Here is a 23,326-nt window from a genome sequence, read left to right on the forward strand (position 1 = left end):
GGACGTAATGCGCCAAGATCCGTCCGGTGCCGCGCGTCTCGTTGTGTCGAATTCGGTGGCCTGCAAGGGTGCAAAGCAGCGCACACAATTAACTCGCCCATGCGAAGGAATACAGCTCATTGAAATATCCAGTTCTTGATCGTTAATATTCAGGACAGAAGGCCGTTCCTGCAGGTGTCTCCTGTGTTGCCCTTGATCCATCGGCGAAGGAGATCTTTGTGGTTTGGCCGAATGGCAATCTGGGCCCGAAGGCGTCATCTGGCCTTATAGTCGGATTTCCGCCCTCGTTTCGTGGCAGGGTCATCAGCGGTTTCGATCAATCCATTATTAGATTTCCGGTGGCCGAAGATTGATTTGCAGTTCGGCCAAATCATCGTTGGAAAGTTCGGAGCCGGCTTTTTCTAAGAACGACATCAGGTCATCTTGGCGTGGTTGGCCGAACGCTAGACGATATATAGCTACCGATCGTTTGAGCCATGCCATTAATGAAATTTCGCGGCTGAAAGGTAACGATAGCGCATAGCGTTCTATACTAATTTCGCCGTCGAACAGCCAAAATGGTTCAAGCTCTCCACCCCGCTTGGCCTGGGAAAGTGCAGCTGAAAACATCTGTTTCCAAGGGTCCGATTCACTTTCAGACAGCCTCATATCGTTTGCGTATTTTTCCGACACATTCAATCGGACCGCATGGTTCTTAAATCTATGAACACGACCTTCGCGCTGTTCCAAGTCCACCGGGTTCGTGGGCAGATTCCAGTGCACCAAACGGTGGCAGTAATAATGAAAATCGAGGCCTTCTTGTCCAACGGATGTTGTCGCGAGCACAAACGGACGAAATGGGGAGTTGAAAGCTCCACGCACATTATCTGTGCGTTGCATCTGGCCGTCTTCCTGACTTTTTTGAAGAAGTCTGGTCGCAAAACGACCGCGCATTCTCAGGTTTGATTGAATTTCAATTCTACCCCGTTTCGCCTTGTAAGACTTGATATCGATTTGGGCTGGCTTAAGCGACAAGGCCTCATCAATGGCCTCAGCAATGCGGGTCACAGCGTTGCATGGATCTGCATCCGAGAGGCCTTCAGATTCCAGCAACATATGTACATATTCGTCCATGACAGATTGCAGGTCATGCTCGGCACAATATTGAAGGACTGCCTGCCAATAGAACTCGTCGGAGCTTCCCCTTAAGAGGGCTATGCTTTCGGGTTGGTTGAAAAGGCCACGAAAAGCCATGCCTATCCGCGTCGCTGCCGACAGCATGTTTGGATGGTCAAACCCCAAATCGGGCGCGACGCGAGCTAGGGCGCGTAAAGCGCAATTGGCTGGGCTCCCTAGCGCCAAGTCTGTTAAGTGGTCCAGCACCTGCGATCTATCTGGGCTGCCGAACAAGTGTTTTTCTGACGCGGCCTCATGCAATGCTGCCAGGTGCTCGTTCCAGGCCTCCAAGCCGTCTTCTCGAACTATAGTGTCTAAACCTCGTCCCTCAGCTAGCCATGTTCCAAACCGTTTATGGCTTATGTCCATTGAAGCTGCGCAGGCCCAATCCCAATTTGCAACACGCTCATCCGCCCCATCATCAGCATTATTGCGGAACCGTTCAAGAAAGCCGCTAGGTTTTGCGGCGGTAAAACGCAGCGCTAGGTCGTCTGCGAAATTCTTCAAACGTTCCTTCACCACAGAACGCATAGCGTTAGCGTCAGGCATCGCTCTAACAGATTGGAAAATCTCAAGAGGATCAACTGCAGTGGCCAAAGTTGGTGAAGGAATGACAAGTGACAGCACGCGCAAACCTGTCAAACGGCCTTTGGCGCGCCTAAAGTTAAGTCGCTGAGAATGTGTCGCAGTGTAACTCCCCCACTGATCCCCCATGCCCATGCGTCGCTCGCTTTCATAAGACAAAAGGGCGGCGATCGAATCTGGAACCATAGCCCACTGTGAGAATACCAGCACCTTGCTTGCCGCAATCCGTGCACCAAAATAAGGTAGGCTTGGTGGCATCCAAAGCCTACGATCCAATCCGTTTAGAGAGGCAATATCTTGCAGCGCGCGCATCCGCCCATTGCTAAGGTGTATCGGACGATAGGCCTTAACCGCCGCCACATCGACCTGTGCAGTACCCGCTCCTCGAATAGCTGCAAGTAAGGTCTCGGACGGAGAATCCTTTTGCGCCTCTAGTTTTTGGCCAAGTTTGTAGTCTCGTAGGAAACTCAAAAGGTAGGGGGCGGACTTCCAGTATTCGACCGTCCCTGGTGCCTCAGCGGCTTCGGCAACTCGGGCTATCGCGCGAGCTTCCAGCAAATCCTGAGATTTGAGCGTGATGGGCGCAGACATGTCACGTACCATTGCGTCACGCTCTGCCGTTTCCGACACACGTTCTGTGCGCGCAATAACCTGCTTCAGCTGCCGTTCTATGCCCATTTTAATGTCTTTAGCTTGTTCGAAACTGCTAGGTAACATCTGGAGCGCATTCCGCATCCGTCGCATCTCCATTTCCAGTTCTTGCCGCGCCTTTGCGCCATGTTCTTCACCGAACAAAAAGCCTAAAACATCAAGAAACTCTTTGTAATGGTCGCCCGCATCCGCTGCGTCATCCCGCAGCGATAGAATGCGATAAGGGGTGGCCGAGAGCAGCAAGACCTTGGCCTGATTGCCATCAGGGTCTGTGGCATCAAAAAGCCGTCGCGCAAGTTCAGCCGCTTCGCTGTCACCATGTAATAACTCAGTGAACCGTTGAAATTCGTCAAGGACGATAAGGTCAGGCTCAAGAGCCTCGGCGCTTTCGCGGGCGAGGATAGTACGCAACTCACCGACAAGGGAGTCGCGGCGTCGGTTCAATTCGGTGTTGTTCAGGCGCTGGCCCTTATAGGCATGAGCACAATTTTCCAAATCTTCTAGCAAGGCCGGGCGGGCCGCAATGGCACTTTGAAACTGCATCGCAATCTGTGGTTCGATTGGCTGTGCATCAATCCATCGGCGTGTTTCGCGCCAACCTTGGGCTCCGGCATAGCCCTGCAGCATTTTTGCGACAGCTTTGCGGTCTTTAAGTTGATCCCAGATTAGACGTAGTATCAGTGCCCGTTCCTGCTTCATCCCGCCACCTTGCTTGAGGTCCAATGACGTTCCAGGCGTTAAGCTAAAGAAATTCACGCCCTCTTCTTTGATGCCACCAGCGCGGGCAAGTTCTAGCGCCAACATGGTCAACCGCGTTGGCAGAACTTTAGCATGGGCTTCCCCCATAACATTCAGACGAGCCACGTTTTGTCTGGCGATTGCGGCGTTCGAACAAATATAAACGATATCAATGCGCTTGACCGTGTCTTGAAGCGCCTCGATCGTACGGGCAATGACACCTCGGGCGACCATTGTTTTCCCTAGCCCTACCTCATCAGCAACTAGGAAATGGCGGACTGCATCCTCATCAATCAACAGTCGTCGGGACACGTAGTCAACAGTTGCACGCTGGAAGGCCTTAAGCGAGCGCAGCGCGGGGGCGGCTTCAAACCTTTCAATCACGTCGCGACCTTTCCTTCGGCAAGACAGTGCGGAACGTTTCCCATAATGTCAGAAAGTCTTCAGGAATGACGTCGCTTTTGCCAGTTTTGGGGTTGGTTAGGCGCTCTATAAGTCGTTCGATGTCATGGAGTTGTCGGCCATCTCCCGACAGAGCTTTGACCATATCTTCTAGAAGGGGCGCGTCTTGCATGCTGCCGAATAAACCAGAATAGGTACCCCCACTTCCCGCAACAAAGAGCGCCTTTGCCGCGTCTGATACATCCCCCAACAGCAACCGAAGATAGTTCAGAAAGGCGTCCTGATTTTCGATGATAGAACGCAGAATTTCAGCAGTGCGCGTCTCAGGGAGATCGATCAAATCAGTACCAAGTGTAAAGACTCTTTTGAAACCGGTCGCTGCGTCTTGAAGTTCAACTCCGAGCCAACGGGTCACGTCTTTTAGTGCCGCGCGGCCTATTAATTTAGGCTTCTTCGTAATGGTGCTTAACAACGTACCGTTTTTCTGACCCGTCACCAGCGGCCATACATGCAATTTTATGCCATCGGAGAGTTCGACCGGCACCTTTGCCGACAGGCTCAGTTCTATACGCCCCTCATTATCTACATAACACGATAACTTAAGCCCTGCCTCGGCCAACTGACGACGGACCCCATCGAGCCGTTTTTCTGCCGCGTCTTCTTTATCGCTGTCTGGCAATTCGTACGGACTGAACTCGCACAGATATCGGCCCAAACTACCTTCTGATAGTTGCTGCTGCACTGTGCCAAGATCGCGCGTGTAGCCTGAAAGGGTTGCGAAAACCTCTACGTTCGAGCCGTTGATGAGCGCTGCAGTTGTGGCATTTCCAGATCCCAAAGTAATCTCAGTGCTTGAATATCGTTCCGTTAGGAACGCCTTTGCGTGAAGGCCACGGGCCGGAACCACGTTACGGCCCTGATCTTCGGTCTCGTCTCCGTCTTCGGTCTCGGCGAGCTCATCGAGGATCATGACGTTGCCGAAGGTCTGCAAAGTATCCGATTTCAGTTTAGCCAGTTCTTCGCCACGTCCTAAAAGATAAGCATTTTCATTTGATACCTTGTGGCCCAATTTCAGGAGAGCGGCGTCAGTCACAAAAGGTGAAATAACACCCAGTGTACTGCCTATGCGCGGATGCCAAACACGTTGCGACAATCCATTGACCGCAAAAGATATCTTTCGAATGTGTTCGGGGTGCTCCCAAATTGCGGTGGCAAGGTCGGCCGCAATGCTCTGGGCAATTTGGCTGGCTCGCCGTGGCGTGTTTCGACCTGGAGTAAGGTTTGGCAACGCCAATAGAAGCGCTACGAGCGGATCATTGGCGGCGTTGGTGAACTGACCTAACTGCCCATCAAGACAAAGCGAAAGATCCCATGAGGTGTCCGTGGTAAGGTTTCGCGACAATAACGCGATGCGAAGTCTTGCTGGACCTTTGCGCGTAACCGGTTTGAAGCGCAATGCCCAGAGTTTTGGGTGAAAAGCACCTCCGCGCGGGGCGATGACCTCTGTGACGGTATCTTCCAGTAAAGCCGTCAGGCGATTTGCCCCGCTTGGCATCGCCTTGATGCGTCCTGCCTCGCAGAAGATGGCGATGCGTTTCGCCAATCGTTCCAGGCCTTCCAAAAGGGCCAGCGGCGTGTCCAACGTCTGCTGCCTGCTTTCGGCGGCGTGAAAGGCAAGCGTCGCCGGGATCACCAAAGCGGTTTCGAAATCCAGCGTGTAGGTTGTCGCCAGAGCTTGATCAAGTTCATAGCCCGCAGGTGCCCTTAAGATTTCTCCATAAAGTGCGCGGTTTTCGGGATCAAGCGCGGTTTTATTTGTCACGAGTCAGGTCCCGTACATGATTCATGACAACGGGTTGCCAGCGATAACTAAGCGGCGTTAAGCCCGAGGCTCCACCCCAACGGGTAAGTGCACCGTCGTTGCGAAAACGGGACTTTAGGCCTTTCAACCGCTTCTCTCGGTCGCGAACAAGGCTTCGCGCAGAAAAATCCTTGGCCACATCGCCTTTTGAGTTTGCGACCGCGAGGCGCCAGTCTTCAACAAATCGTTTAGTTTTTGGTTTGACGGAATGGATGGTGCGTTGGGATTGGTCCCAAAGGTCATTCATATCCCAGGCTTCAAATGTCTCAAGCGGTGTGTCTGATGCCCATTTACTCAGACGAGATGTGTAGTCTTCGATCCGTTCATGCCAGACAGACTCTTCGGTTGCTTGCATTTGTGCTGCCCGTTCGGACAACATAAGATTATAAAGCAGCGACGCGCCATGCATGAGGCTGGAAAAACGTTCGGCATGGTCAACGAGCACTTTGATGTCGTTAGGCCACTCGCTACTTTGTGGGTGCTCCCAGATCATGTTACATTCAGCCGCATCGTTCTGCCGTGATAGCCACGTCAGCAGGCTATCAGGCGCTTGTTGTGCCAACCGATCCCGGATGAAATCAGCCTCTTCTGGACGCAGGGTGAAATCAATTTTGCTGCCGTTCTCTAAAAATCCAATTGGCGCGTCTGGAATGCCTGCGGCCCAAAGTGCATCTGCCTCACCCGGGGCTAGTTCAAGGCAAGCCGTTCGGCTGCCCTGAAAGCGGCGAATACCAAATGTCAGCATACCTGCCCAATAGACGTCGCTGGGCAGTCGTTTAAGGGTATCTCTCGCTTCGCTGCCGATAACGTTGATGGTTTCGCCCCCGCGTACCAATGCGTCAATCAACCGTATTTCATAGGCGCGTGCTTTGTCCTGCCGCGCGCTACTTGTTCCTACCGTTGCGCCTGCCATACGGTAGATCCAAGGAACGAATAGCATGTAGCGTAACCGTGTTTGAATTGTACTTGTTCCTGGAAATAGGAGGTCTGACAGTGCGTCCCTGACTGATCCGAGCCCAAGCTCATCTCGGCTGTCTTTTTGATCAAACAGATCCATAATACGCCGCGTGCGGTCGCGGTCTGCCTGATCGAAGTCGACCCATGCGAAAAAAGACATCAGATAAATTCCATTGTATCAACCGAACACAATGACAATCTGCCTTCGTCGATCCAGTTTATTGCTAGGCCCCGAACAGGCTTATCTCGTCGCGTGAGCGCCATGAGTTGCGCATAGCTCTTAAGCTGCGGAAGGTAGGCGTGAAACCTTGCCTCAGGATCAGGGCAGGGGCCTGATTTATGGTCTAGAATGAGGAAGCCATCGGGGCCCTCTGCAAGGCAATCGATGATCGCGTTGGTTTGTGAGCCGTCCGGCCTGATATCTTGTACGGGCAGTTCAAAGTGGAGCTGATCATAACCTTCTGCGGCAAGTCTATTTCGCAATATTTTGGCCTGCGTGGCGATCTCATCTATGACTTTTGGCGCAAGACCTGTCGCTGCAATGAGTCGCTCCGAAAGGTTGGGCTGATTGGTCAAGACGCGGAATGCCAAGTGCAGGATGGTGCCGCGATCCGCCGCCGATGCAAATACCGCATCTGACGTATCAATCGCTGCTCCAAGTTTCACGGTGTCAATTACTGCTGGCGCTTGAGAGGCGATGGGCTCCTGCGTCGAGGGGCTTTGTCGCCAAGGCGTGTGCGGCGCGTCGACATTCTGGCGCGATGTGCCGAATCGAGGATAGCCTAGTGAGGCACTTGTCGGCTCAACTTCGGGCACGTCCGATGCGCCATCAGTGACATTTGCCACAAATTGTTCTCCGCAAACCTCCAAGAAGCCGGCGCCGGATTGAAGGCCACCGCGATCCCTAAGCAGATCAACCATTCGCTCAGCGCTGTCTCTCGCTTTAGTTTTCTCTCGTGGCAGTGCCAAAATCAACCGGTCGCGTGCGCGCGTTAGAGCGACATAGAGTTCTCGCGCAGCCTCTTGTTCGTCTTGTTCTTGATGTGCCTCCGCAAAAACAGCCTGTGTTTCGGGCGCATCAAATTTTGGCAGATATCCAAGGTTGGCATGGCTCAATACATTGCCCAAGTCTTTAAAGCCGTCAAATTCGGCGCTGAGTGTTCCTGGCCGCTCGGCAAATGCTCGATCCAGACCAGCGATAATTGTAATTGGCCATTCCCGCCCTTTCGCGGAGTGCCAAGTTGAAATCTCAATACCGGAAGAGGACCAACCATCGGGGTCGGGATGCTTGTCCCATGCCTTATCTGTCTGCGCGTTAATCCAGCCAAGGAAGATTTGCATTCCATAACCATGAAAACCCGCAGCGCTGCGCAGGTCTGTGGCAAGGCTGTCAAAGGTTTGCGCTTCGGCTTCCAGCCGTGCCAAGTCGGCAAGCGCTTGAGCGGGGCCGTCGATGCCCGCCGCCCATTCACGCAAGTTCGTGGACCGAAGCATCTCAGCAACCGTGTCGACCACAGGGCGTTGTTGCTCAGCTTCATGCAGTGCTGCGAGTGGTACGAGCGCTGTATGGGTGTCCAGAACGCGGTCGACTGCGTTGCGCAGGGCGTCCTCAATGGGCATGCGCGGCGGACCTAGCGTCAACCAAGTCAGAGCAGCCAATCGGTCGCTTGGATCCGCAATGTAAGCCAAAGCAGCCCGCGCGACCCGCATTGCGAGCGACCCAAGCCAGCCTGACTGCTGTAAGCGCACGGGGTGACCATGGGCCTCAATAGCTGCCGCGACTGCTTCGCATTTTGATCCAGTGTAGCAAAGTACCGCAATATCCGAGGCTTTTGCGGGACGCATGGCCTTGGTGACCTTGTCGAATACGTGAGTATTGCCTGCTAATATTCGCGCGATACGATCGGCGACGCAGCCAGCCGTAGAATCGCTTCTACCTCCGGGTAGGTTGATGACTTCGAGTGCTGGCTCCCCCGTTTCTTCACGAACAGGGGTCAGTGCATTGTATCCTTGTGGAAACAAGACGGGACCTAGGGCATTCACAAACCCCATTATGCGAGGATCGGACCGCCAGTTACGGTCAAGTGGCGTGACAGCTGAAGCATGGAAATCTTGTAGGGCTTGGCTCAACCGCGCGTCAGCACCCTGAAATCCCATGATCGATTGCTTCGTGTCACCAACGATCAATGCACGTTTGGCACCCTGCGCCAACTGCCAAAGTAGCGCGAATTGCACGGGGTTTGTGTCCTGGAATTCGTCAATGACAACGCAGTCAATCTCCCCCAACACAGCCGCAAGGATGTCTGGTTGGGTGCGGAGCAACGTTTCGGTTTCGACGATCATGTCGGCGTAGTCGATCAGGCCAGCTTTGCGTTTTGCGGCTTGATAGGCCTCTAAAACTTCCTGTGCTCCGATAACGAGTGCGTTCACTTTGGCGCAAGCGTCTGCCAAAGGCCTAGGGTGGCGCAATAACTCATCGGCACTGACCGTGACCGCCTCGGCTAGTTCATCATATCCTTCGGGTGTGGGAGACCCCCGCATAGATTTGCGCAATCCACGGAGTTTCTGCCAAAGTGCCCAGTCTGTCTCAAGCGTTTCATTTTGGGCAGCTTTACGCAGATTTTGATGGTCGCTAATGAAAGCTTTTTTGGCCGTCGCGTTGCATTCAAGTATTGTTCCGAGAGACTCCGGAAACATATCTAACAAGGCAACAACGGTTCTACGTAGCGCTGCGCTTAAGGCCGCGCCATCTGGGGCGCAGGGCCCGTAACCTTTCTTCAAAGCCGCTATTGCGGGAGCCAGAATTTCTGGGTCAGATCCTCGATCACCCAAACCTCGGATGAGGTCGACTGTTCTCAGAACATCACTTCGAAATGCGTCTTCTGCGCTTGCCCCTGTTAAAAAGTTCCAGCGGTAGCCAAAGCGCGCGAGGTTCTCCATTAGCGGGCGCAGGCCTACGCATTTTGCCAATTCCATTCGGATCAGCAGGTCGCGCTCGGGTTCGCTCAGCAACCGGTTCCTTGGAGACCTACCTGCAGCAAATGCGTGTTCCGTGAGCAACCGCTGGCCAAGAGCATGAATGGTGCCAACATAGGCGTGGTCAATTTCCAATGCGTCGGAAATACGGTCGCGCTTCATTAACTCTGCCTGCACACGACCCCGCAACTCAGAAGCCGCGGCCTCTGTGAAAGTCACCGCGAGAATGCGCCCTGGTGCTACGCTGCCGTCTTGAACCCAATCGGCGAGGGTCTTCTGGATGTGATAGGTCTTGCCAGCTCCGGCACCTGCGGGAACAATTGAAAGTTGGGTCATTACTGGTCCCCCTCGTCATTGGACGTAAGGAAAGCAGACACAAACGCATTGTCTTCGAGGGCGTAGGCCGTAATTCCGCGATCTTTTTTCAGTGCTGCAGCATCGTCTTCGTGGTTGAGGCGGATTGTGCCGCCACCGACTTCAGCCACAACTTGCGCCAGATGGTCCATCGCTTGTTTGGAAGCGTCGATGGAGGCGTGTTCTACGCGGGGCAGACCTGCGCCGGCCGCATCGGACAGCACAGTGCCATCCAGCATCGTGTGATAGGCCGTCACAATATCGGCTCCTTGTGCGACGAGGTCGGTCAAGGCGGTCTGAATTGATGGCCGTTCAAGCATAGCCTGATAAAGCGCAACTTGCAGATCCCACCCCTTAGCCATTCGATCCCGGCGGCCGCCTGAGCTGGAGCGTTTGTGATCTATAATCAAGATACGCCCATCAGGGAGCTTAAGCAGGCAATCTGCATTACCACGCAGCAAAAGCCCGCCATGGTCGCCTGCAAGACGGATCTCATTGTGCAGCACTTCAGCTTGAGTTTCATGAAGAAACACGACCCAGTTTGAGGTGACATTATATGCCTCGCGCAGAAGGCTTTGGCGCTCTGTATCCCACGCGTCATTAGACAGCCAAGCGGCATAGCGCCGGATTGCATCGTCCACCGCGGCTGGAACCGCATTCGCGATTATCGTTTGGTCTGGCATTTTAGTGCCTTCAGGAAAGACAACTTCCATCACGTGGTGAAGCAATGTGCCAAGTGCCATCACATCCAGTGTCTCTGGGGCCCAAGTGCGATCCTTTGCGCCAAGTTCGTCCAGCAGCCATGCCAATGGGCTTACGATGAGCGTCTCAAGCCGCGACGGTGATTGTGGAGCATGGCCTGTTTCATCGTCCTCACGTAAGCGCAGCAGATCCGAGCCAAGATGCAACAGCCCGATCGCAGGTACGCTTGGCTTTCCACCAGACGCAATAGGCAAAGGAGCCTCCGCTGCGACGGGCCACAGACTTTGATCTTCAGCGTGAATGTCCCGGATGGCCTTTTCAGAAGACTCAAAGCCCATCATATGCGTGATAAGAGACAACCCAGTGGAAGATGCCAGCTTTTCGCCGCCGAGGGTGCAGGAAGGCACGAGAAAAGTTGCGGCTTCTGAAGCTGCGCAAAGTTGACGCCTGAAAAGCTCAACACCGCGCGCCATTTTTTGCTGGCGTCCGGCAAGGTAGAGTCCCGTTTTCTCTCGGATCAAGACAATTTCGCTCTCAGTAAAGAACGGGTTACTGGCTGGTGGACGTGGCCATGTCCTGCCTGCAAGTCCAAGAACGATTAACTGTCGGACAGGTCGCCAAGGCAAGGCAGTCTCAGCAAACAGCGAAACGCCTTCGACGAACCGATTGTGACCCGAAGGCTCGCTAGGTCTAGGTAATGCGATACTGCGCAAGAGTGGCCAATCGATCTGATCCACTACTGCGGTTCTTATTGCTTGCAGCTTTGGCCAAAGACCGGCTTCTGGTGCGGCTTTAGCGATAGCCGTGAGGCGGCCAAAAAGCTGTTCGGGCGTCGAGCAGGGACGCAAGGCGTCGAGCAATTCGCGCGCAGGCCCATCGAGCCCCGCTGCGGTTCTCGACCAACCGTAATCCATCTGCTCACGCGCCATGCGCAACCCGGTTTCTTTTGCCCAAGGCATAGTGGGGGAGATGTATAGGGAGGCAATCGCTGTGCGAGGGGCCGGACGCTCAAGTAATGCGAGTAGAAGTATCATCAGCTCGCCGACGGTGTCGCGCAACGCGGGCTCTATAGGCTTCCCCGAAAGAGGCAATCCGACACGGTCGAACGCCTCTTCTAAAGCGCGCTGATAGCTGGCATCATCAGGAACGAGGAGACCTACCTGAGCGGGTGACTCCACAATTCCCGCATCCAGAAGGCTTTGAACTCTAGCAGCAGCAAATTCTGCCTCCTCGCGAGGATCGCGTAAGCCGAAAATCTCAATCGTTTCGTCTGGGCTAACCTCGGACGCCGTTTTGCCAAGACCTGCTTGAATGGCTCCTAAGGCACCATTTGCAAAGGCGTCATGTGCGGCCGCCAAATTACGCCACGCCAACGCGGCCTCCAAAGGGGCGGTACCGTGATGCGCCTGCAAAGCTTCTGCCAGAGCAGTTTCGGCAGGATCTGCAAAGGGACATTGCACATAATCAAGTATTGGCAGAGCCTCGAGCGCATCACTGGCATTGCTGCGCAATACATGGGCCCAAGTGGAAAATGGTGCAGGAAGGCCATCAAGCTTATGCCAAAGATCAATAAGCGCAGTTAGGTGGGTGCGGGCGCGACCCTCGGGCAGGGTGCTTAAATTAATCTCGTTTGGATCCAGAGTGCGTGTAGCTCGCATGACGGTGAGAAGCCCATCCTCGACTGCGGCTATCGTTTCCGCCGGGGCAGCACTGAAGCTTTCTGACCAAGGGGCATTGTTCCCTGTAAGAAGATCTTGCAGTGCCAAGGGCTTACCCAATGGTGCAAGATATATCTCCTTTAGAAGATCATCTGTTAAGTGGCGGACAGCATCTGTAACTGGAGAGGCGGTAAGCAATGGATCAATACGCATAATGGGCCTCTACTAATTACGATGTTTTAATTATCAAACGTTCAACCATCTAGCGTACGCTTTTATGTCGATCATAGGGACAGTCCCTGAAAACTGTAGTTCTGAAATCAGGTGAAAAAGGAAACCAGTTGCAGGTTTTGCTCCTGGGTGAATTTCATAGTCTTGGCTCTTGCGGTCTAATCCAAAGTAACCGTGGCTGGCTATGCAACCGAGATCAAGATGCCCAATTGCTGTCGGATCGCCTAGGTTCTTGACCATTGAACCGCCTAATGGAGGGCTCCATTCAGACTCGAGCGATAACATTCCTCCGAGAATGTGTATCGGCGGCTTTGCAGAATACTCCCCGCCTGCATGAGGTATCGGTAGACTCGTACGTTTCAGCTGACGCACGGTGCTAATTTTGTCTTTCGCATACTTTAGCAGGCCAGCATCCATTGTTTGCTTGGCTTCAAAAACTGCGTAAACACTTTCGGCGGGCACTATCTTTGCGGCTTTAAAATTGAAGATAAATGGTGAGTACTGTCGGTCAAACACGACAACATCCATCTGATCGCTGAAATTACCCTCGCTGTCGACCACATGCGCGGATTCAACTTGATATCGTTTTGGTAGATACGTTTGCAGCAGTTCCAACCATACTTGTTCGCTCGCGTCACCTTTTGTGCCGGGATGCGCCAATGCTTTTCGTGCGGTATGAAGCTCATTCTGAATACCGTTATGAAGCGAAGACATCATCTCCGGCAAATTCCACTCAGCCATGACTTGACCCTTCGCGGCAAATGGGTGCCGATATGCACCCAACCAACATAATCAAACCAGCGATTGCCATGTCAGGACACTCCATCTTGAAACGGTGGCGTCGGGATTGTTTGACGCGCTATTTTTAGCGCGCGAGAAGCAGTTACTTTGGACGACGGATATGCATCCAAAATAATGGACGGGATCAAGCGCTGTGTGAGATCAGAAAACGCGAACCCATGGTTCCGTTCATTGGTTTCGCCAGTCGCATCAACCAATGCCTCGATTTCGACAGCAGTTAAGCCAAATGGCGTTAAAGCGCTCGACAAAACAAGGTTACGTTGTTCTAATTCAGGCCGTCCAAAAACCAAGATTTCAGCAGCTCTCCGTTTGACAGCTGGGTCAAGCGCTGAGAGCCTGTTGGTGCACATAATTACAGCCGCTGGAAGTGATCCATTTGCCAATCGATCAATGCCTCTAATAAATGCGTTCACGCCTGCCTTATCTTCGTGATGCATCTGAGATGACTCACGGGACTGAGCCAAGGCATCTGCCTCATCAATCAGAAGTATGACGCCCCCTCGAGCTTTTCCTTGGCTACTCACCAATTTCGAAGCTTCTTGTACCGCGTGATCAAATGCCGCTGTGACCATCTGGGTCATCTCTCCAACGCGACCCTGCCCACGTGTCGAAAGACTCATAGGTAACAAAGTAATCTCGATGTCTTCCTGGCGCGCTACCATGTCCCCAATGGTCTCTGCCAACTCCGTTTTGCCAGACCCGACATCCCCTGACAGGACGACCAGCGGTGGACGCCGAAGGATGTCAGAAACAAAATCTTCTGCACCGGGATGAAAGCGAGACGCCCATGCCACCAGTCCCGCAGAATTGATTAACGTTCCCAACATTTTTGAAAGCCGTAGCTTTTGATCGTCAAGCCCGACAAGACGGGACAATCGCTCTTGCGCTTCCGGATCTGGGAGCAGCATGGTGCGCTCGAAAAGCGCTATGTTCTGACCTTGAGCGTTCATGTCCAGCTCCTCACTGATGATCTGTTAAGGGCACGTCCACCTGCGCTGTAAGAGCGATCTTGCTCCAAGTATCCGCTTACGCCAGGGACGTCGCCGTAGCCTCTTGTGATCGGAAGCCCTCGTTTGAAGTCTGTTTTTTGGTTTTCTGTCAATTGAGACCAAGCAGACGAATATGTGAGAAAGCTTGTAAAAGATGCGCCCGATACATTCGCACGAGGACGAATCTTGCCGGGGTCGTCATCAACACCGTTCCAACCATTCAAATCCAGTGCGGTGTATGTCACTGTCGGCTCAATCCAATTACCATTTCGCTGGAACCCATATGTTACTTCCCGCAAATAGCCTGCTTTCAACAAAGCCGTCAGCTCGCCCTCGTAGTCATCAATCTCACGATCACTCGGGTCGTTATAGAAGCGCTGGATGCGTTTAAGATCGGTCGCCATTTTTGACGCCATGTGCCGAGCGTGCGTTATCGTAAACGTTTGGCTCTCAGTGTGTGTAAAACTCATGGTCATATCTGATACCTATCCCTGAAAAGCCGAGCCGAAGACACGCTGCCAATGTCGGATCGTGTCTTGTTTTGTTGGGCATCGCAGAGCCGTCTCAATTGCATCACCGGCGTCCAACGCCGCATCAACAATGTCGTCAGCTTGCGCTTGCGTATAAAGCTGCGAGACATTGTTCTCTGCGTTGACAGGGTCAATGATCTCTACAGGGGTTCCAAAGACTTTTGCCGTCGACTTTGGATAATAGTCGTCGAAAATGATGCGCTCATTTAGTCCGGAATTTGCAATGTAACTGAAGAATGCCTGTAAGGCCTCAGGGTAATCAGAAAAGTCCTGGCCCTCATCCAGCATCTTGGACAAGACCATTTCTGCCATGAACGATTTGAAGCGGAAGCCGTCCTTTTCACGCTTTTCCTTGCGTACCCAGTATTTTACCAACCGAATGACTTGAGCGAAATCCTTGTCCGCCAGCGTCTTCCGCTTCCGGATGAACTCGAGGTGTCTTGGCACGCAGGTCCGCAAAAAGGAGCCATCTTCTTGGTTTACAAGGTTGCCATACCAATCTGGATCCCCGTCATACAAAATTGGCACGATGTCTACATCTAGCCCGCTCCCAAGAAACGAGACAGTAACACAGTAAGTCTTTGGCTGGACCTGCTCGGGTTTGAAATTTGGAAACGCTTTGCGCAACCGCTCCGCAAGATATTCCATTAATGCGTCGATGTCCGATGGAACATCCGACCCGCTGATGTAGCAACCAACATCGATGTCGTTGAGTGTCCTGAGGCCAGTGCCTTTGGCCAAACTTCCCGACAGCAGCATCTTGCGAAGTGCAAAATCTGGGTGATCTTTAAGATAGCCTTCCAGCTTATCGCGTAAGTTGCGCGCTTGCATTCGGAATTTATCCGCTTTGTCTTTGGGCAGGTTGATCTTGTCTGTTCCGAACTTTGCAATCTCAGCGTGTCCAATATGGTCTCTACTCATCACTTTTGTCCTAATATCTGCCCAAAACAGGGTGCTCTGGCGGCTCTTGCTTGACCGGTGTCCGTAACTTCTTCATAAGTTATTTAGTCATTTTGATATAATGAGTCAAGAAACTAGACTGGTTATTCACTAAAGGGGAAGATAAGTGGGCGAAATTGACGGTGCAAAGGCATTAAAGAAGGCGAAGTGGAACGTCAAAAAGCGGTTGGAATTCATAGAGTTCCGCCTGTTTTGGGACGCAAAGTTAAATCGAAAGGATTTGGTCGATACTTTTGGGATTTCGGCGCAGCAGGCATCCGCCGACATCGCAACCTACGAAGAAATGGGGCCCCAAAATCTAGCCTACGATTCGGCCCAAAAAACCTACCTTCGAACGGACAGGTTCTCTCCAAAGCTGATAGGTGCCTGGACTCATCGGTATCTGCTTCAACTGGTTGCTATCGAGAATGGATGGATGGACGCTGAAGATACTTGGTTTGAAGAAGAACAGCCTGTGGAGATCAAAACGCTGACAAGAAAGCGTGTCGACTCTCAAGTGCTGATGAGCGTTTTAGATGCTATACGGGGGCACAAGAGTCTCGAGATGTTCTATCGCTCAATGACTGGATCTACGGCGTCCGACCGGCTGATCGAGCCACACGCGTTGAGCTATAATTCCGGCCGATGGTATGTGCGAGCTTGGTCCGCCGAGCATAATGACTTCAGGGACTACAATCTGAACAGGATCGAGCGGGCAAAAGCTGGTGTCCCGGCATCGATTGATCGGGCCTTAGATTTTCAGTGGCACCACACGATTGATCTTATCATTGTTCCCAACCCGAAGCTCCCAAAAGAACGGCAGGCCGCTGTCGAGTATGAGTATGAAATGAGCAATGGCAGGATTGAGGTGAATTGTCGTCTTTCAGTGAGCTTTTATCTGATGAGTGAACATAATCTTGATGTTGAGCCTGGGGTCCTAGACCCGCTTAAACAGCAGCTCGTGTTGGAAAATAAAGATGAAGTCTTACAGACACGTAAGGTAGCAAGAAAACTATCCAAGGATGCCCTCAAACGCATCGGCGGATCAGGTCACTTATGATTCTTGATGCACTTTTGTTGTTTGGGAGCAGAGCTAGGGGTGATCACTCTGCCTCCTCAGACATTGACCTTCTTGCTGTCACAGACAACAAGAAGCCAACGGTCTCAGGTAGTGCCGACGCATCACTGTTTCATTACAGCTTTGACTGGCTTCGGGATAAGGCTTCAGCTGGGGATCTTTTCGTTTGGCACTTGGTTACTGAAGCCATCGCCATTTATGATCCTGCTGATAATTTGAGTGCCCTAGGGCAGGAATTTAGGTTCAAGGACGACTATCGAAAGCAAATCACACATGCCTCTGATGTGGGTTGGCTGATTTCACTTTTAGGGGATGAGATGTCGGCGAAGGAGGCAAACCGATGGCTTGCTTGGGCCGTCAGGACAATTTCGATAGCTCATGCTGCTACCATACAGAAGCCCGCCTTCTCCGGGTCTGCGCTTGCGGAGGTACTCGGATACTCTGATATTGAAGTTCTTGTACGTCAAAAGGACAGGAAAACCTTTGACGACGCTGCTCGAAGGCTTCTCAAGAAGTTTCTTGGGGCATTGGGTTCAGGGGAACCAATTCACCCACCACATTCCATCGACCGGTTTCGCTCGCATTTTGAAGCCACTGAAAATGAGGTCGGGTTGACTATATTGAATGGGCGGTTGCTCGGACCACCCTACCACAGTTAAATGTACTTCTATCCTTGCTGTTTGGGACGCATTCGTATTCAGCAAATTCAATGATGGTGAGCTGAAGGATATAGAATATATCGCCTCGAAGCTCGGCCAAATATTCGATCTTTCTGATGTGAAATTAAAGGATCAGAATTACGGGTCGTTCCAGACGCTATCGCTAGAAGTGCAGCTTTTGAAAGACCCGCCTTTCTTCAATCAGAAGCGATCAACTGGTCTGGACCACCACTCAATCGGCTCTGTGTTGTTTACCCGTCTAATGGCCTCATTCACGCTTTTGAGCGGGTTCGGCTCCGCGAAATAAAGGTTGTCGCGCTCTGTCGGATGGCGGTTTCTGACGATAGCTTCCGGCGGGACATCCTCAAGGTGCAGACGGTCAAAAAATTGCTGTGCTTCGCCCCCCAGCAATAGAAACACGGGGCAACCCTCTGGCCTCCGGGTTAGCTGCCGGACGAGATATGACGATACGGGATTCCAAAAGCTACGGTGCGCGCTAAGGTGAGCTGACTCTGTATAAGTCCAAGACGCATTCAAACAAAGAACGCCCTGTTCTGCCAGCCGATCAAAGCACCTTCTTATCGTTTCGGCACGCTCTGCTAAACCGTGACAAAAGCCTTCAGGCAAGGCCTGACCTTGGACGTCGAGCGCAGACTGCCCAAGGACGCGGAGGGCTGGTCTGAGTGCTCTAGCCGCTGCGTCCGGCGTTCCATCCTCAAAAGCACGCCCGGTTGCAGCTTCGATCGTTGGATAGGGGTCTTGACCCAACACTACGACCCGGACATCCGAAGGTTCTATATGCTCAAACGGCAGACAAACATGGGAACCTTCAGGTGCATTGGCGTGGCGGGCAGCCAATCGACCGGGCCAAACAGAAGCTTCTTCCGCTATTTCTAAAGCTTCTGATACCTGGGCGACACCTGGAGGAGGGCAGCCCTCTAGAAATCTAGGCCAGTCAGACTGCTGTTGCAGATCGTCGCGCCAACCTGTGAAGCGGTCCGCTAAAAATACCCTCAGTAATGCCAAGTTACCATATCCCTTTGCTTTCATTCACAACTTCTGATGCCCAATGATTTTTGATCCAAAATTTCTTAAGAGCAGGTAGTTTTGCTGGCCTAAGAAGCATCATTTTTTAGTATGGATTCTGAGCCGCGTTTTTGGCCTTGGTGCTTAAACCGCTCATGTTGTTTGTGGCCCAAGGTTGATCGAACTGCAGTTTAACAGAAGTCATCAAATGTTTCTCCGCCTTCCCAAGGTAAGCCCTGCGCCAGGGTGAATTCTTTCTCCGCCCCTTCCTTTGTGAAAAAGGTGCCAAGACTCTCATGGACGAACGTGTTGTCCTCGAATGTCACCTGCGCAAGAGACCAAGGCTTGATAGCACCCTCGCCATGCGCACCAAGAATGAATAGCGCGGTGCAATCGGCGGATTTGGCTGCTTTGCCAACTATGGTCTGATCGAAGGGGGTAACGACAGCTACCGACCCTTCCTTCAAGCGGCGGTAGTAGGTGTCCAGCGGCATTTCCTCCGTCGTGTCAGGACATAGCGGAAACTCTGCGGGCACTCGCCAGTTGCGCTGGACGGCTCCAGGGGTCTTTGAGGTGACGAGTTGCTCAGTGGGTTCTTCTTCTGGAGTGGCGTCACGCCCAAATATCCAGTCGCCGAGCGTGCCGCTGCCTGACGGGCGGTCAGATTGCGCCCAGTCAAGCATACGCTTGCGGCTGGTCGCCGCTTCGGAGGGTGAGACAGCCCGCATCCATTCGAAATCCTTAGTCAGCGTGCCATTTTTTGGATTACGTGGATCAGCAAGGAACTCCTCAATGCTGCCGTAGAGAAATTCTACACGCTTTGCCGAGATCGGATTGAGGAGAATGTTCTCGAGCCGAGTGACCCATCGGAGGTTATTGGGGCGGTTGTTGCGCCGGTTCGTGTCGATGTGGTCGACAACATGGCCCTTGCTTGGTGGCTCACCGTTGAACGCCGTTGCGACGATCCGGTGGACCTTGTGCGCAGAGACGGCCATATAGCCATCGCTTGGGCTCGGCGTGCCGAACGTCCAGGTTTCATCTAGGGGACGCTTGCGTTTGGCCGCCCGAGCGCGACGCAGAACAGCGCCATTGTCTCGAACGCAGTAGTCCTCGCCACGATAGGTACATGAGGCTTCTATTTCGAAGGCATGGAGGTCAATATCATTCTGCATAATTGGTTTCGATTTTCTTTAGGTAAATTGATTGTCAGGAGCGAATGTGATCGCACTGGTAGGATTGGATTGTTTTTATCTGTTTTTGCCAGCCCTGCAATTCAAGGGCATGTCTCAGATCTTTTTGTATACGTCATTTGCTGAAGCTGCTGCCGATCCTCATAACCTGCAAGGCTTCAAAAGCTTGTTATAGCCATCGGCAGATGGACCGTGACTTGCTGGCTATTGCTGCGGGGGTTCCTCTTGTCCTTGAGCAGGTCGAACCGCCAGCACAGTTGCAACGAGGCCGAAATTGGGAAAGTGATTGCGGTGCTTGGGTTGGGCCGTAGCATGGCTCGGATGCTTTGCTTTTATCGACTTGGGGTGCGAGACTTCGCCAACCTTATTGCGGTGTTAATATCGCTTGAGCGATTGCAGCGACGTAGTCACCGGCTTTCTCCATATGTGTTGAGTTGCTCGATAATGCTGGTCGCAGCTGTCGTCCCATCCACAAAGGTTGTCACCGATCTTTTTCCCCTGTCCCACCAAAGACAAGAGGTGGGCCATTCCTCGCGGGACAAAAAGAGCGGTGCCTGCCCCTCTCCGCTGCGCTTCGCCTTCGGTGTGTAAGGGCCTTAGCCAGCTGCAAAGTGACCATCATTGCAACGCAAACAAGGAGAAAAGCAATGACCACGAACTGCATCAAATTCACAAGCGACGATATCGAAACAGCAAAAGGCGTAGGGTCCATTTCAACCCTAAACTTCGACATCGACATCACAGTCGAACCCATCGCCAGCAGCAACCCCATGGCACCGACGCACCGCGTCCTTGGCCGCTCCCCTCGCGGCAAACTGGTCGAATGCGGTGGCATCTGGAAGAAGCAGAACAAGGACACCGGCTCTGACTACTTCACCCTGACGGTCCGCGATCACGCCTTCAACGCCAACCTTGGCAAAGCCGCGAGCCAAGATGACATGTCCCTGCAGGCCATCATCCCCTGGGGTCCCAAAGAGGCCGCTTAACAAACAAGCCAGACCGCTTCGGCGGTCTGGCTTAATGCGTGCAGATGTGAGATTTCGACCTCGCGTGAAGTATGTATGTCCGAAATATGTAGTAATCTTCGGACTCGCATTTGTCCGAAACTTGTGGCATATTTCGGACATGACAGATGATGCGCAACCCAAAACACTGCCAGATCTCTTGCGCGCGCGCATAAATGATGCGCCGCGCCAAGTGTGGACGCCGGCCGATTTTGCTGACATTGGCGCTCGCGCTGCCGTCGACAAAGCGCTGCAACGCATGGTGGCGTCTGGCCAACTGCGTCGCATTGAGCGTGGGCTCTACGACAAGCCAGCCCAGAATGCACTGACAGGAAAATCAACTGTACCAGACTACCGCGCTGTCATCGATGCGATCGCGCGCCGTGATCAAGTCCGCTGGCTGATCGATGGCATGACGGCTGCGAACACGCTTGGTCTTACCAATGCTGTGCCAGCCAAAATCGAGGTGCTGGTCGATGCACGGCTCAAGCCGGTCACGTTGGGCAATCAAAAGATCGTCTTCAAACATGCGGCCCCAAGTCGGCTATACTGGGCGGGGCGGCCGGGCATGTATCTGGTTCAGGCCTTGCACTGGCTTCATGACGTTATGTCGAATGATGTCGAAGGGGCGGTTGTCCGCAAGACTGTCCGGCGTCTGCTTGCCGATAAAAAATCGGGTTCGGGTCTTGCTGATGATCTGAAGGCAGGCCTGTCGGCCATGCCGATCTGGATGCAGGATATTTTGCGTGCGCCTCTGTTTGATGCGGCAGAGGGAGATCAGTGATGAGCACCGCAGGTTTTCAGAAGATCATTGCTGCCAGTGCTGCAGATCGTGCTGATCTGTTTCTCACTACTGCCAATAGGCTTGGCGCGCCGCTGATCAATATCGAGAAAGACTTCTGGGTCTGCTGGACGCTGAATGCGCTCTACCATCGGCTTCCTGCTGGTGGCCCACGGCTCCTGTTCAAAGGGGGGACATCCGTCTCAAAGGCCTACGGTTTGATTGATCGGTTTTCCGAAGACATCGATGTGACCGTCTTTCGCGATGATCTTGGCCATGGGGCATCGCCCGAGGAGCTGGCCGCGCTCTCTGGGAAGAAACGCAAAGCTGCCATTGAGGCGATCCAGAACGATTGCCAAGCTTATATTACGGGACCGCTTCTTGAGGCGTTATCCCAACTGATCGCCGAGGACACGGTTGGTGAAGGGCGGATCGAAATCGATCCTGACGACGGAACGGGACAGACGCTGCTTGTCTGGTACCCACGGGTCGACGGCTCCGACACGGGTTATGTTCAAGCGACAGTCAAAATCGAGTCCGGTGCGAAATCAGCCCTCGACCCGAACAGCCCGCAACTGATCCGTCCTTACATCTCGGATGATTTGGACGGCATCGATCTTGACGTCCCAGACGTGCGAACCATCGATGCGGAGCGCACCTTTTGGGATAAAGTCGTCATCTTGCACGGGCTGCGGAATTGGTTTGATACGCGCGGGGAGTTGAAGCAGGACGGGCAGCGCATCTCGCGCCACTACTACGATCTGCATTGCATGTTGGAAACCGAGACGGGCAAAGCTGCTGTTGCAGACATTGAGTTGGGCGCGGACTGTGTGGCCCACGCGAAGACATTTTTTAACCGTCCTGATTTCAACCTCGCCACGGCCGAACCTGGCACATTTTCTCTCTTACCGTCTGACGACATGGCCACGCGGTTGATCGGTGATTACAAAAATACCGAAGCTATGATCTTTGGTGAAGCCCCACCCTTCGATGCAATCTTGGCGTCGATAGGGTCTCTCGAGGACCAGTTGAACCAACCATGATCCGGCGGCTTTGAGGCTGTGATCAAATGTTGCGCGGCGGTTTGGCTTGTGTGTGGTTTGCCGCGACTTCGCGCTTGAGCGCGTAAAACGGTCCTCTGTCGAGTGCAGGGAAACTGGTGGACGACGTTCGATCTATCATCCCGTTGTGCCCCTTCCCATTGACCTGTTGGCCCATCAGATCGCTAGCCCGGAGGCGAGCGGTCTGCAACGCTTGGGCGAGGTTTCTGGACGGCTGACGCCTTGCGCTTTGCGCACAACAAACATCGCCCGTCGCGTGCTCCATTTCATTGCGCCCCTAGTTGGGTGCAGCCCACTCTGATGCCTCCGGTCTTTTCCACGATCCGTCCAACGACGATCAATGGAAAGGATCACAACATGACATACGAACAATCCCTCGACCTCGCAGAACTGCAAGCTGACATGGCCTTTGAAACCTACCTCTCAGCCTTTGAAGAAGGCGACCATCCCGAAGTCATCGACAGCCTCGCAACCGAGGCTCTGATCGCACAAGATCGCTGTGCAGATCTGCGCTCTCATGATCTGGCTCATTGAGCCAGAGACCCCTGCGGATTGAGTGATCCGCAGGGGTCAGAGACCTCCTGTAGGAAGCCCTGATAGGCAATTGCAGAAGCTGATGCCGACGTGGTCGGACGTCAGCTTTCTTGGTGTTTTCATGCTTATCACTTGATGCGCCTTGAGGGTGCAGACCCATGAGTGGTGTTTTGTAGGTGAAGGCCCGCGCTCGCTTTGTGCGAGCTGCCAACAGGGTCAGTCAGAATGTTTCTGATAGTTGGTGTGGCCTCTGGGAAGCGGCGTGAAGCGCATAGAAATCGAATTCATGCAAAAAGATAAATTGCGCAATATGTATTATTGATATATGAAGGAAGGAGAAGAGAAGGACGTTGGCAGGATATGCCACTTGTCTGCGACATTTGTCCGAGGGGTCTGAGAGCGTGCCACGCAAGAAAGAATCCACCAACACGCGCGAACGCGTTTGCTTGCAAACGCTGCCTCGC

Annotated in this window: 18 protein-coding genes; 7 read left to right on the forward strand and 11 right to left on the reverse strand. The window is 53.1% G+C overall.

Annotation, left to right across the window (positions count from 1 at the left end):
- Positions 1-327: 327 nt before the first annotated feature.
- From MED193_RS01535 to MED193_RS01575, 9 genes are all read right to left on the reverse strand, one after another.
- Positions 328-3,513, reverse strand: a complete 3,186-nt coding sequence (locus tag MED193_RS01535) for a helicase-related protein (RefSeq protein WP_009807862.1) — start codon at positions 3,511-3,513, stop codon at positions 328-330.
- Positions 3,506-5,353, reverse strand: a complete 1,848-nt coding sequence (locus tag MED193_RS01540) for a phospholipase D family protein (protein ID WP_009807863.1) — start codon at positions 5,351-5,353, stop codon at positions 3,506-3,508. The genes MED193_RS01535 and MED193_RS01540 overlap by 8 nt, the downstream gene beginning before the upstream one ends.
- Positions 5,343-6,509 (reverse strand): DUF6361 family protein, encoded by a 1,167-nt coding sequence (locus tag MED193_RS01545; protein ID WP_009807864.1) that lies wholly within the window; start codon positions 6,507-6,509, stop codon positions 5,343-5,345. Before MED193_RS01545 ends, MED193_RS01540 begins: the two co-directional genes overlap by 11 nt.
- Positions 6,509-9,661 (reverse strand): exodeoxyribonuclease V subunit beta, encoded by a 3,153-nt coding sequence (locus MED193_RS01550; RefSeq protein ID WP_009807865.1) that lies wholly within the window; start codon positions 9,659-9,661, stop codon positions 6,509-6,511. Before MED193_RS01550 ends, MED193_RS01545 begins: the two co-directional genes overlap by 1 nt.
- Positions 9,661-11,793, reverse strand: coding sequence for a PD-(D/E)XK nuclease family protein (locus MED193_RS01555; protein WP_198133841.1), 2,133 nt, complete (start codon positions 11,791-11,793; stop codon positions 9,661-9,663). Before MED193_RS01555 ends, MED193_RS01550 begins: the two co-directional genes overlap by 1 nt.
- A 492-nt stretch (positions 11,794-12,285) precedes the next feature.
- Complete coding sequence (locus MED193_RS01560) at positions 12,286-13,011, reverse strand: DUF6602 domain-containing protein (RefSeq protein WP_009807867.1); 726 nt, start codon at positions 13,009-13,011, stop codon at positions 12,286-12,288.
- Between the two features lie 71 nt (positions 13,012-13,082).
- Complete coding sequence (locus tag MED193_RS01565) at positions 13,083-14,021, reverse strand: AAA family ATPase (RefSeq protein ID WP_009807868.1); 939 nt, start codon at positions 14,019-14,021, stop codon at positions 13,083-13,085.
- The gene (locus tag MED193_RS01570; RefSeq protein WP_009807869.1) at positions 14,018-14,536 is read right to left on the reverse strand and encodes a hypothetical protein; all 519 of its coding nucleotides are present in this window, start codon (positions 14,534-14,536) and stop codon (positions 14,018-14,020) included. The genes MED193_RS01565 and MED193_RS01570 overlap by 4 nt, the downstream gene beginning before the upstream one ends.
- Before the next feature lie 9 nt (positions 14,537-14,545).
- Positions 14,546-15,511 carry a CBASS oligonucleotide cyclase gene (locus tag MED193_RS01575; protein WP_009807870.1) on the reverse strand — a complete coding sequence of 322 codons (966 nt, stop codon included), beginning with the start codon at positions 15,509-15,511 and terminating at the stop codon, positions 14,546-14,548.
- Between the two features lie 145 nt (positions 15,512-15,656).
- Between MED193_RS01575 and MED193_RS01580 the strand changes: the two genes are divergently transcribed.
- Positions 15,657-16,589 (forward strand): YafY family protein, encoded by a 933-nt coding sequence (locus MED193_RS01580; protein ID WP_009807871.1) that lies wholly within the window; start codon positions 15,657-15,659, stop codon positions 16,587-16,589.
- Positions 16,586-17,266 carry a nucleotidyltransferase domain-containing protein gene (locus tag MED193_RS01585; protein WP_009807872.1) on the forward strand — a complete coding sequence of 227 codons (681 nt, stop codon included), beginning with the start codon at positions 16,586-16,588 and terminating at the stop codon, positions 17,264-17,266. Before MED193_RS01580 ends, MED193_RS01585 begins: the two co-directional genes overlap by 4 nt.
- 201 nt (positions 17,267-17,467) lie before the next feature.
- Here the strand turns inward: MED193_RS01585 and MED193_RS22465 are convergent, their stop codons facing one another.
- A complete protein-coding gene (locus MED193_RS22465) occupies positions 17,468-18,316 on the reverse strand; it encodes a uracil-DNA glycosylase family protein (RefSeq protein ID WP_083790416.1) in 849 nt (282 codons plus the stop codon).
- 167 nt (positions 18,317-18,483) lie between these two features.
- Complete coding sequence (locus MED193_RS01595) at positions 18,484-19,464, reverse strand: HNH endonuclease (protein ID WP_009807874.1); 981 nt, start codon at positions 19,462-19,464, stop codon at positions 18,484-18,486.
- A 46-nt stretch (positions 19,465-19,510) separates the two neighbouring features.
- Between MED193_RS01595 and MED193_RS22825 the strand changes: the two genes are divergently transcribed.
- From MED193_RS22825 to MED193_RS23030, 5 genes are all read left to right on the forward strand, one after another.
- Positions 19,511-19,657 carry a hypothetical protein gene (locus MED193_RS22825; RefSeq protein ID WP_009807875.1) on the forward strand — a complete coding sequence of 49 codons (147 nt, stop codon included), beginning with the start codon at positions 19,511-19,513 and terminating at the stop codon, positions 19,655-19,657.
- Positions 19,658-20,129: 472 nt separating this feature from the next.
- Positions 20,130-20,468 carry a DUF736 family protein gene (locus MED193_RS01600; protein ID WP_009807876.1) on the forward strand — a complete coding sequence of 113 codons (339 nt, stop codon included), beginning with the start codon at positions 20,130-20,132 and terminating at the stop codon, positions 20,466-20,468.
- 139 nt (positions 20,469-20,607) lie between these two features.
- Positions 20,608-21,270, forward strand: coding sequence for a DUF6088 family protein (locus MED193_RS01605; protein WP_009807877.1), 663 nt, complete (start codon positions 20,608-20,610; stop codon positions 21,268-21,270).
- The gene (locus MED193_RS01610; RefSeq protein WP_009807878.1) at positions 21,270-22,310 is read left to right on the forward strand and encodes a nucleotidyl transferase AbiEii/AbiGii toxin family protein; all 1,041 of its coding nucleotides are present in this window, start codon (positions 21,270-21,272) and stop codon (positions 22,308-22,310) included. Before MED193_RS01605 ends, MED193_RS01610 begins: the two co-directional genes overlap by 1 nt.
- Before the next feature lie 375 nt (positions 22,311-22,685).
- Complete coding sequence (locus tag MED193_RS23030) at positions 22,686-22,862, forward strand: hypothetical protein (protein WP_198133842.1); 177 nt, start codon at positions 22,686-22,688, stop codon at positions 22,860-22,862.
- Positions 22,863-23,326 lie beyond the last annotated feature (464 nt).

Source organism: Roseobacter sp. MED193 (assembly GCF_000152965.1).
Taxonomy (GTDB): domain Bacteria; phylum Pseudomonadota; class Alphaproteobacteria; order Rhodobacterales; family Rhodobacteraceae; genus Pseudophaeobacter.

Excerpts from the sequence above, each read along its gene's own strand:
- MED193_RS22465 (WP_083790416.1), bottom strand. The coding sequence starts at position 18,316 with ATGAAAGCAAAGGGATATGGTAACTTGGCATTACTGAGGGTATTTTTA.
- MED193_RS01575 (WP_009807870.1), bottom strand. The coding sequence starts at position 15,511 with ATGAGTAGAGACCATATTGGACACGCTGAGATTGCAAAGTTCGGAACA.
- MED193_RS23030 (WP_198133842.1), top strand. The coding sequence starts at position 22,686 with ATGACATACGAACAATCCCTCGACCTCGCAGAACTGCAAGCTGACATG.
- MED193_RS01605 (WP_009807877.1), top strand. The coding sequence starts at position 20,608 with ATGACAGATGATGCGCAACCCAAAACACTGCCAGATCTCTTGCGCGCG.
- MED193_RS01550 (WP_009807865.1), bottom strand. The coding sequence starts at position 9,661 with ATGACCCAACTTTCAATTGTTCCCGCAGGTGCCGGAGCTGGCAAGACC.
- MED193_RS01570 (WP_009807869.1), bottom strand. The coding sequence starts at position 14,536 with ATGACCATGAGTTTTACACACACTGAGAGCCAAACGTTTACGATAACG.
- MED193_RS01560 (WP_009807867.1), bottom strand. The coding sequence starts at position 13,011 with ATGGCTGAGTGGAATTTGCCGGAGATGATGTCTTCGCTTCATAACGGT.
- MED193_RS01545 (WP_009807864.1), bottom strand. The coding sequence starts at position 6,509 with ATGTCTTTTTTCGCATGGGTCGACTTCGATCAGGCAGACCGCGACCGC.
- MED193_RS01585 (WP_009807872.1), top strand. The coding sequence starts at position 16,586 with ATGATTCTTGATGCACTTTTGTTGTTTGGGAGCAGAGCTAGGGGTGAT.
- MED193_RS01565 (WP_009807868.1), bottom strand. The coding sequence starts at position 14,021 with ATGAACGCTCAAGGTCAGAACATAGCGCTTTTCGAGCGCACCATGCTG.
- MED193_RS01610 (WP_009807878.1), top strand. The coding sequence starts at position 21,270 with ATGAGCACCGCAGGTTTTCAGAAGATCATTGCTGCCAGTGCTGCAGAT.
- MED193_RS01595 (WP_009807874.1), bottom strand. The coding sequence starts at position 19,464 with ATGCAGAATGATATTGACCTCCATGCCTTCGAAATAGAAGCCTCATGT.
- MED193_RS01600 (WP_009807876.1), top strand. The coding sequence starts at position 20,130 with ATGACCACGAACTGCATCAAATTCACAAGCGACGATATCGAAACAGCA.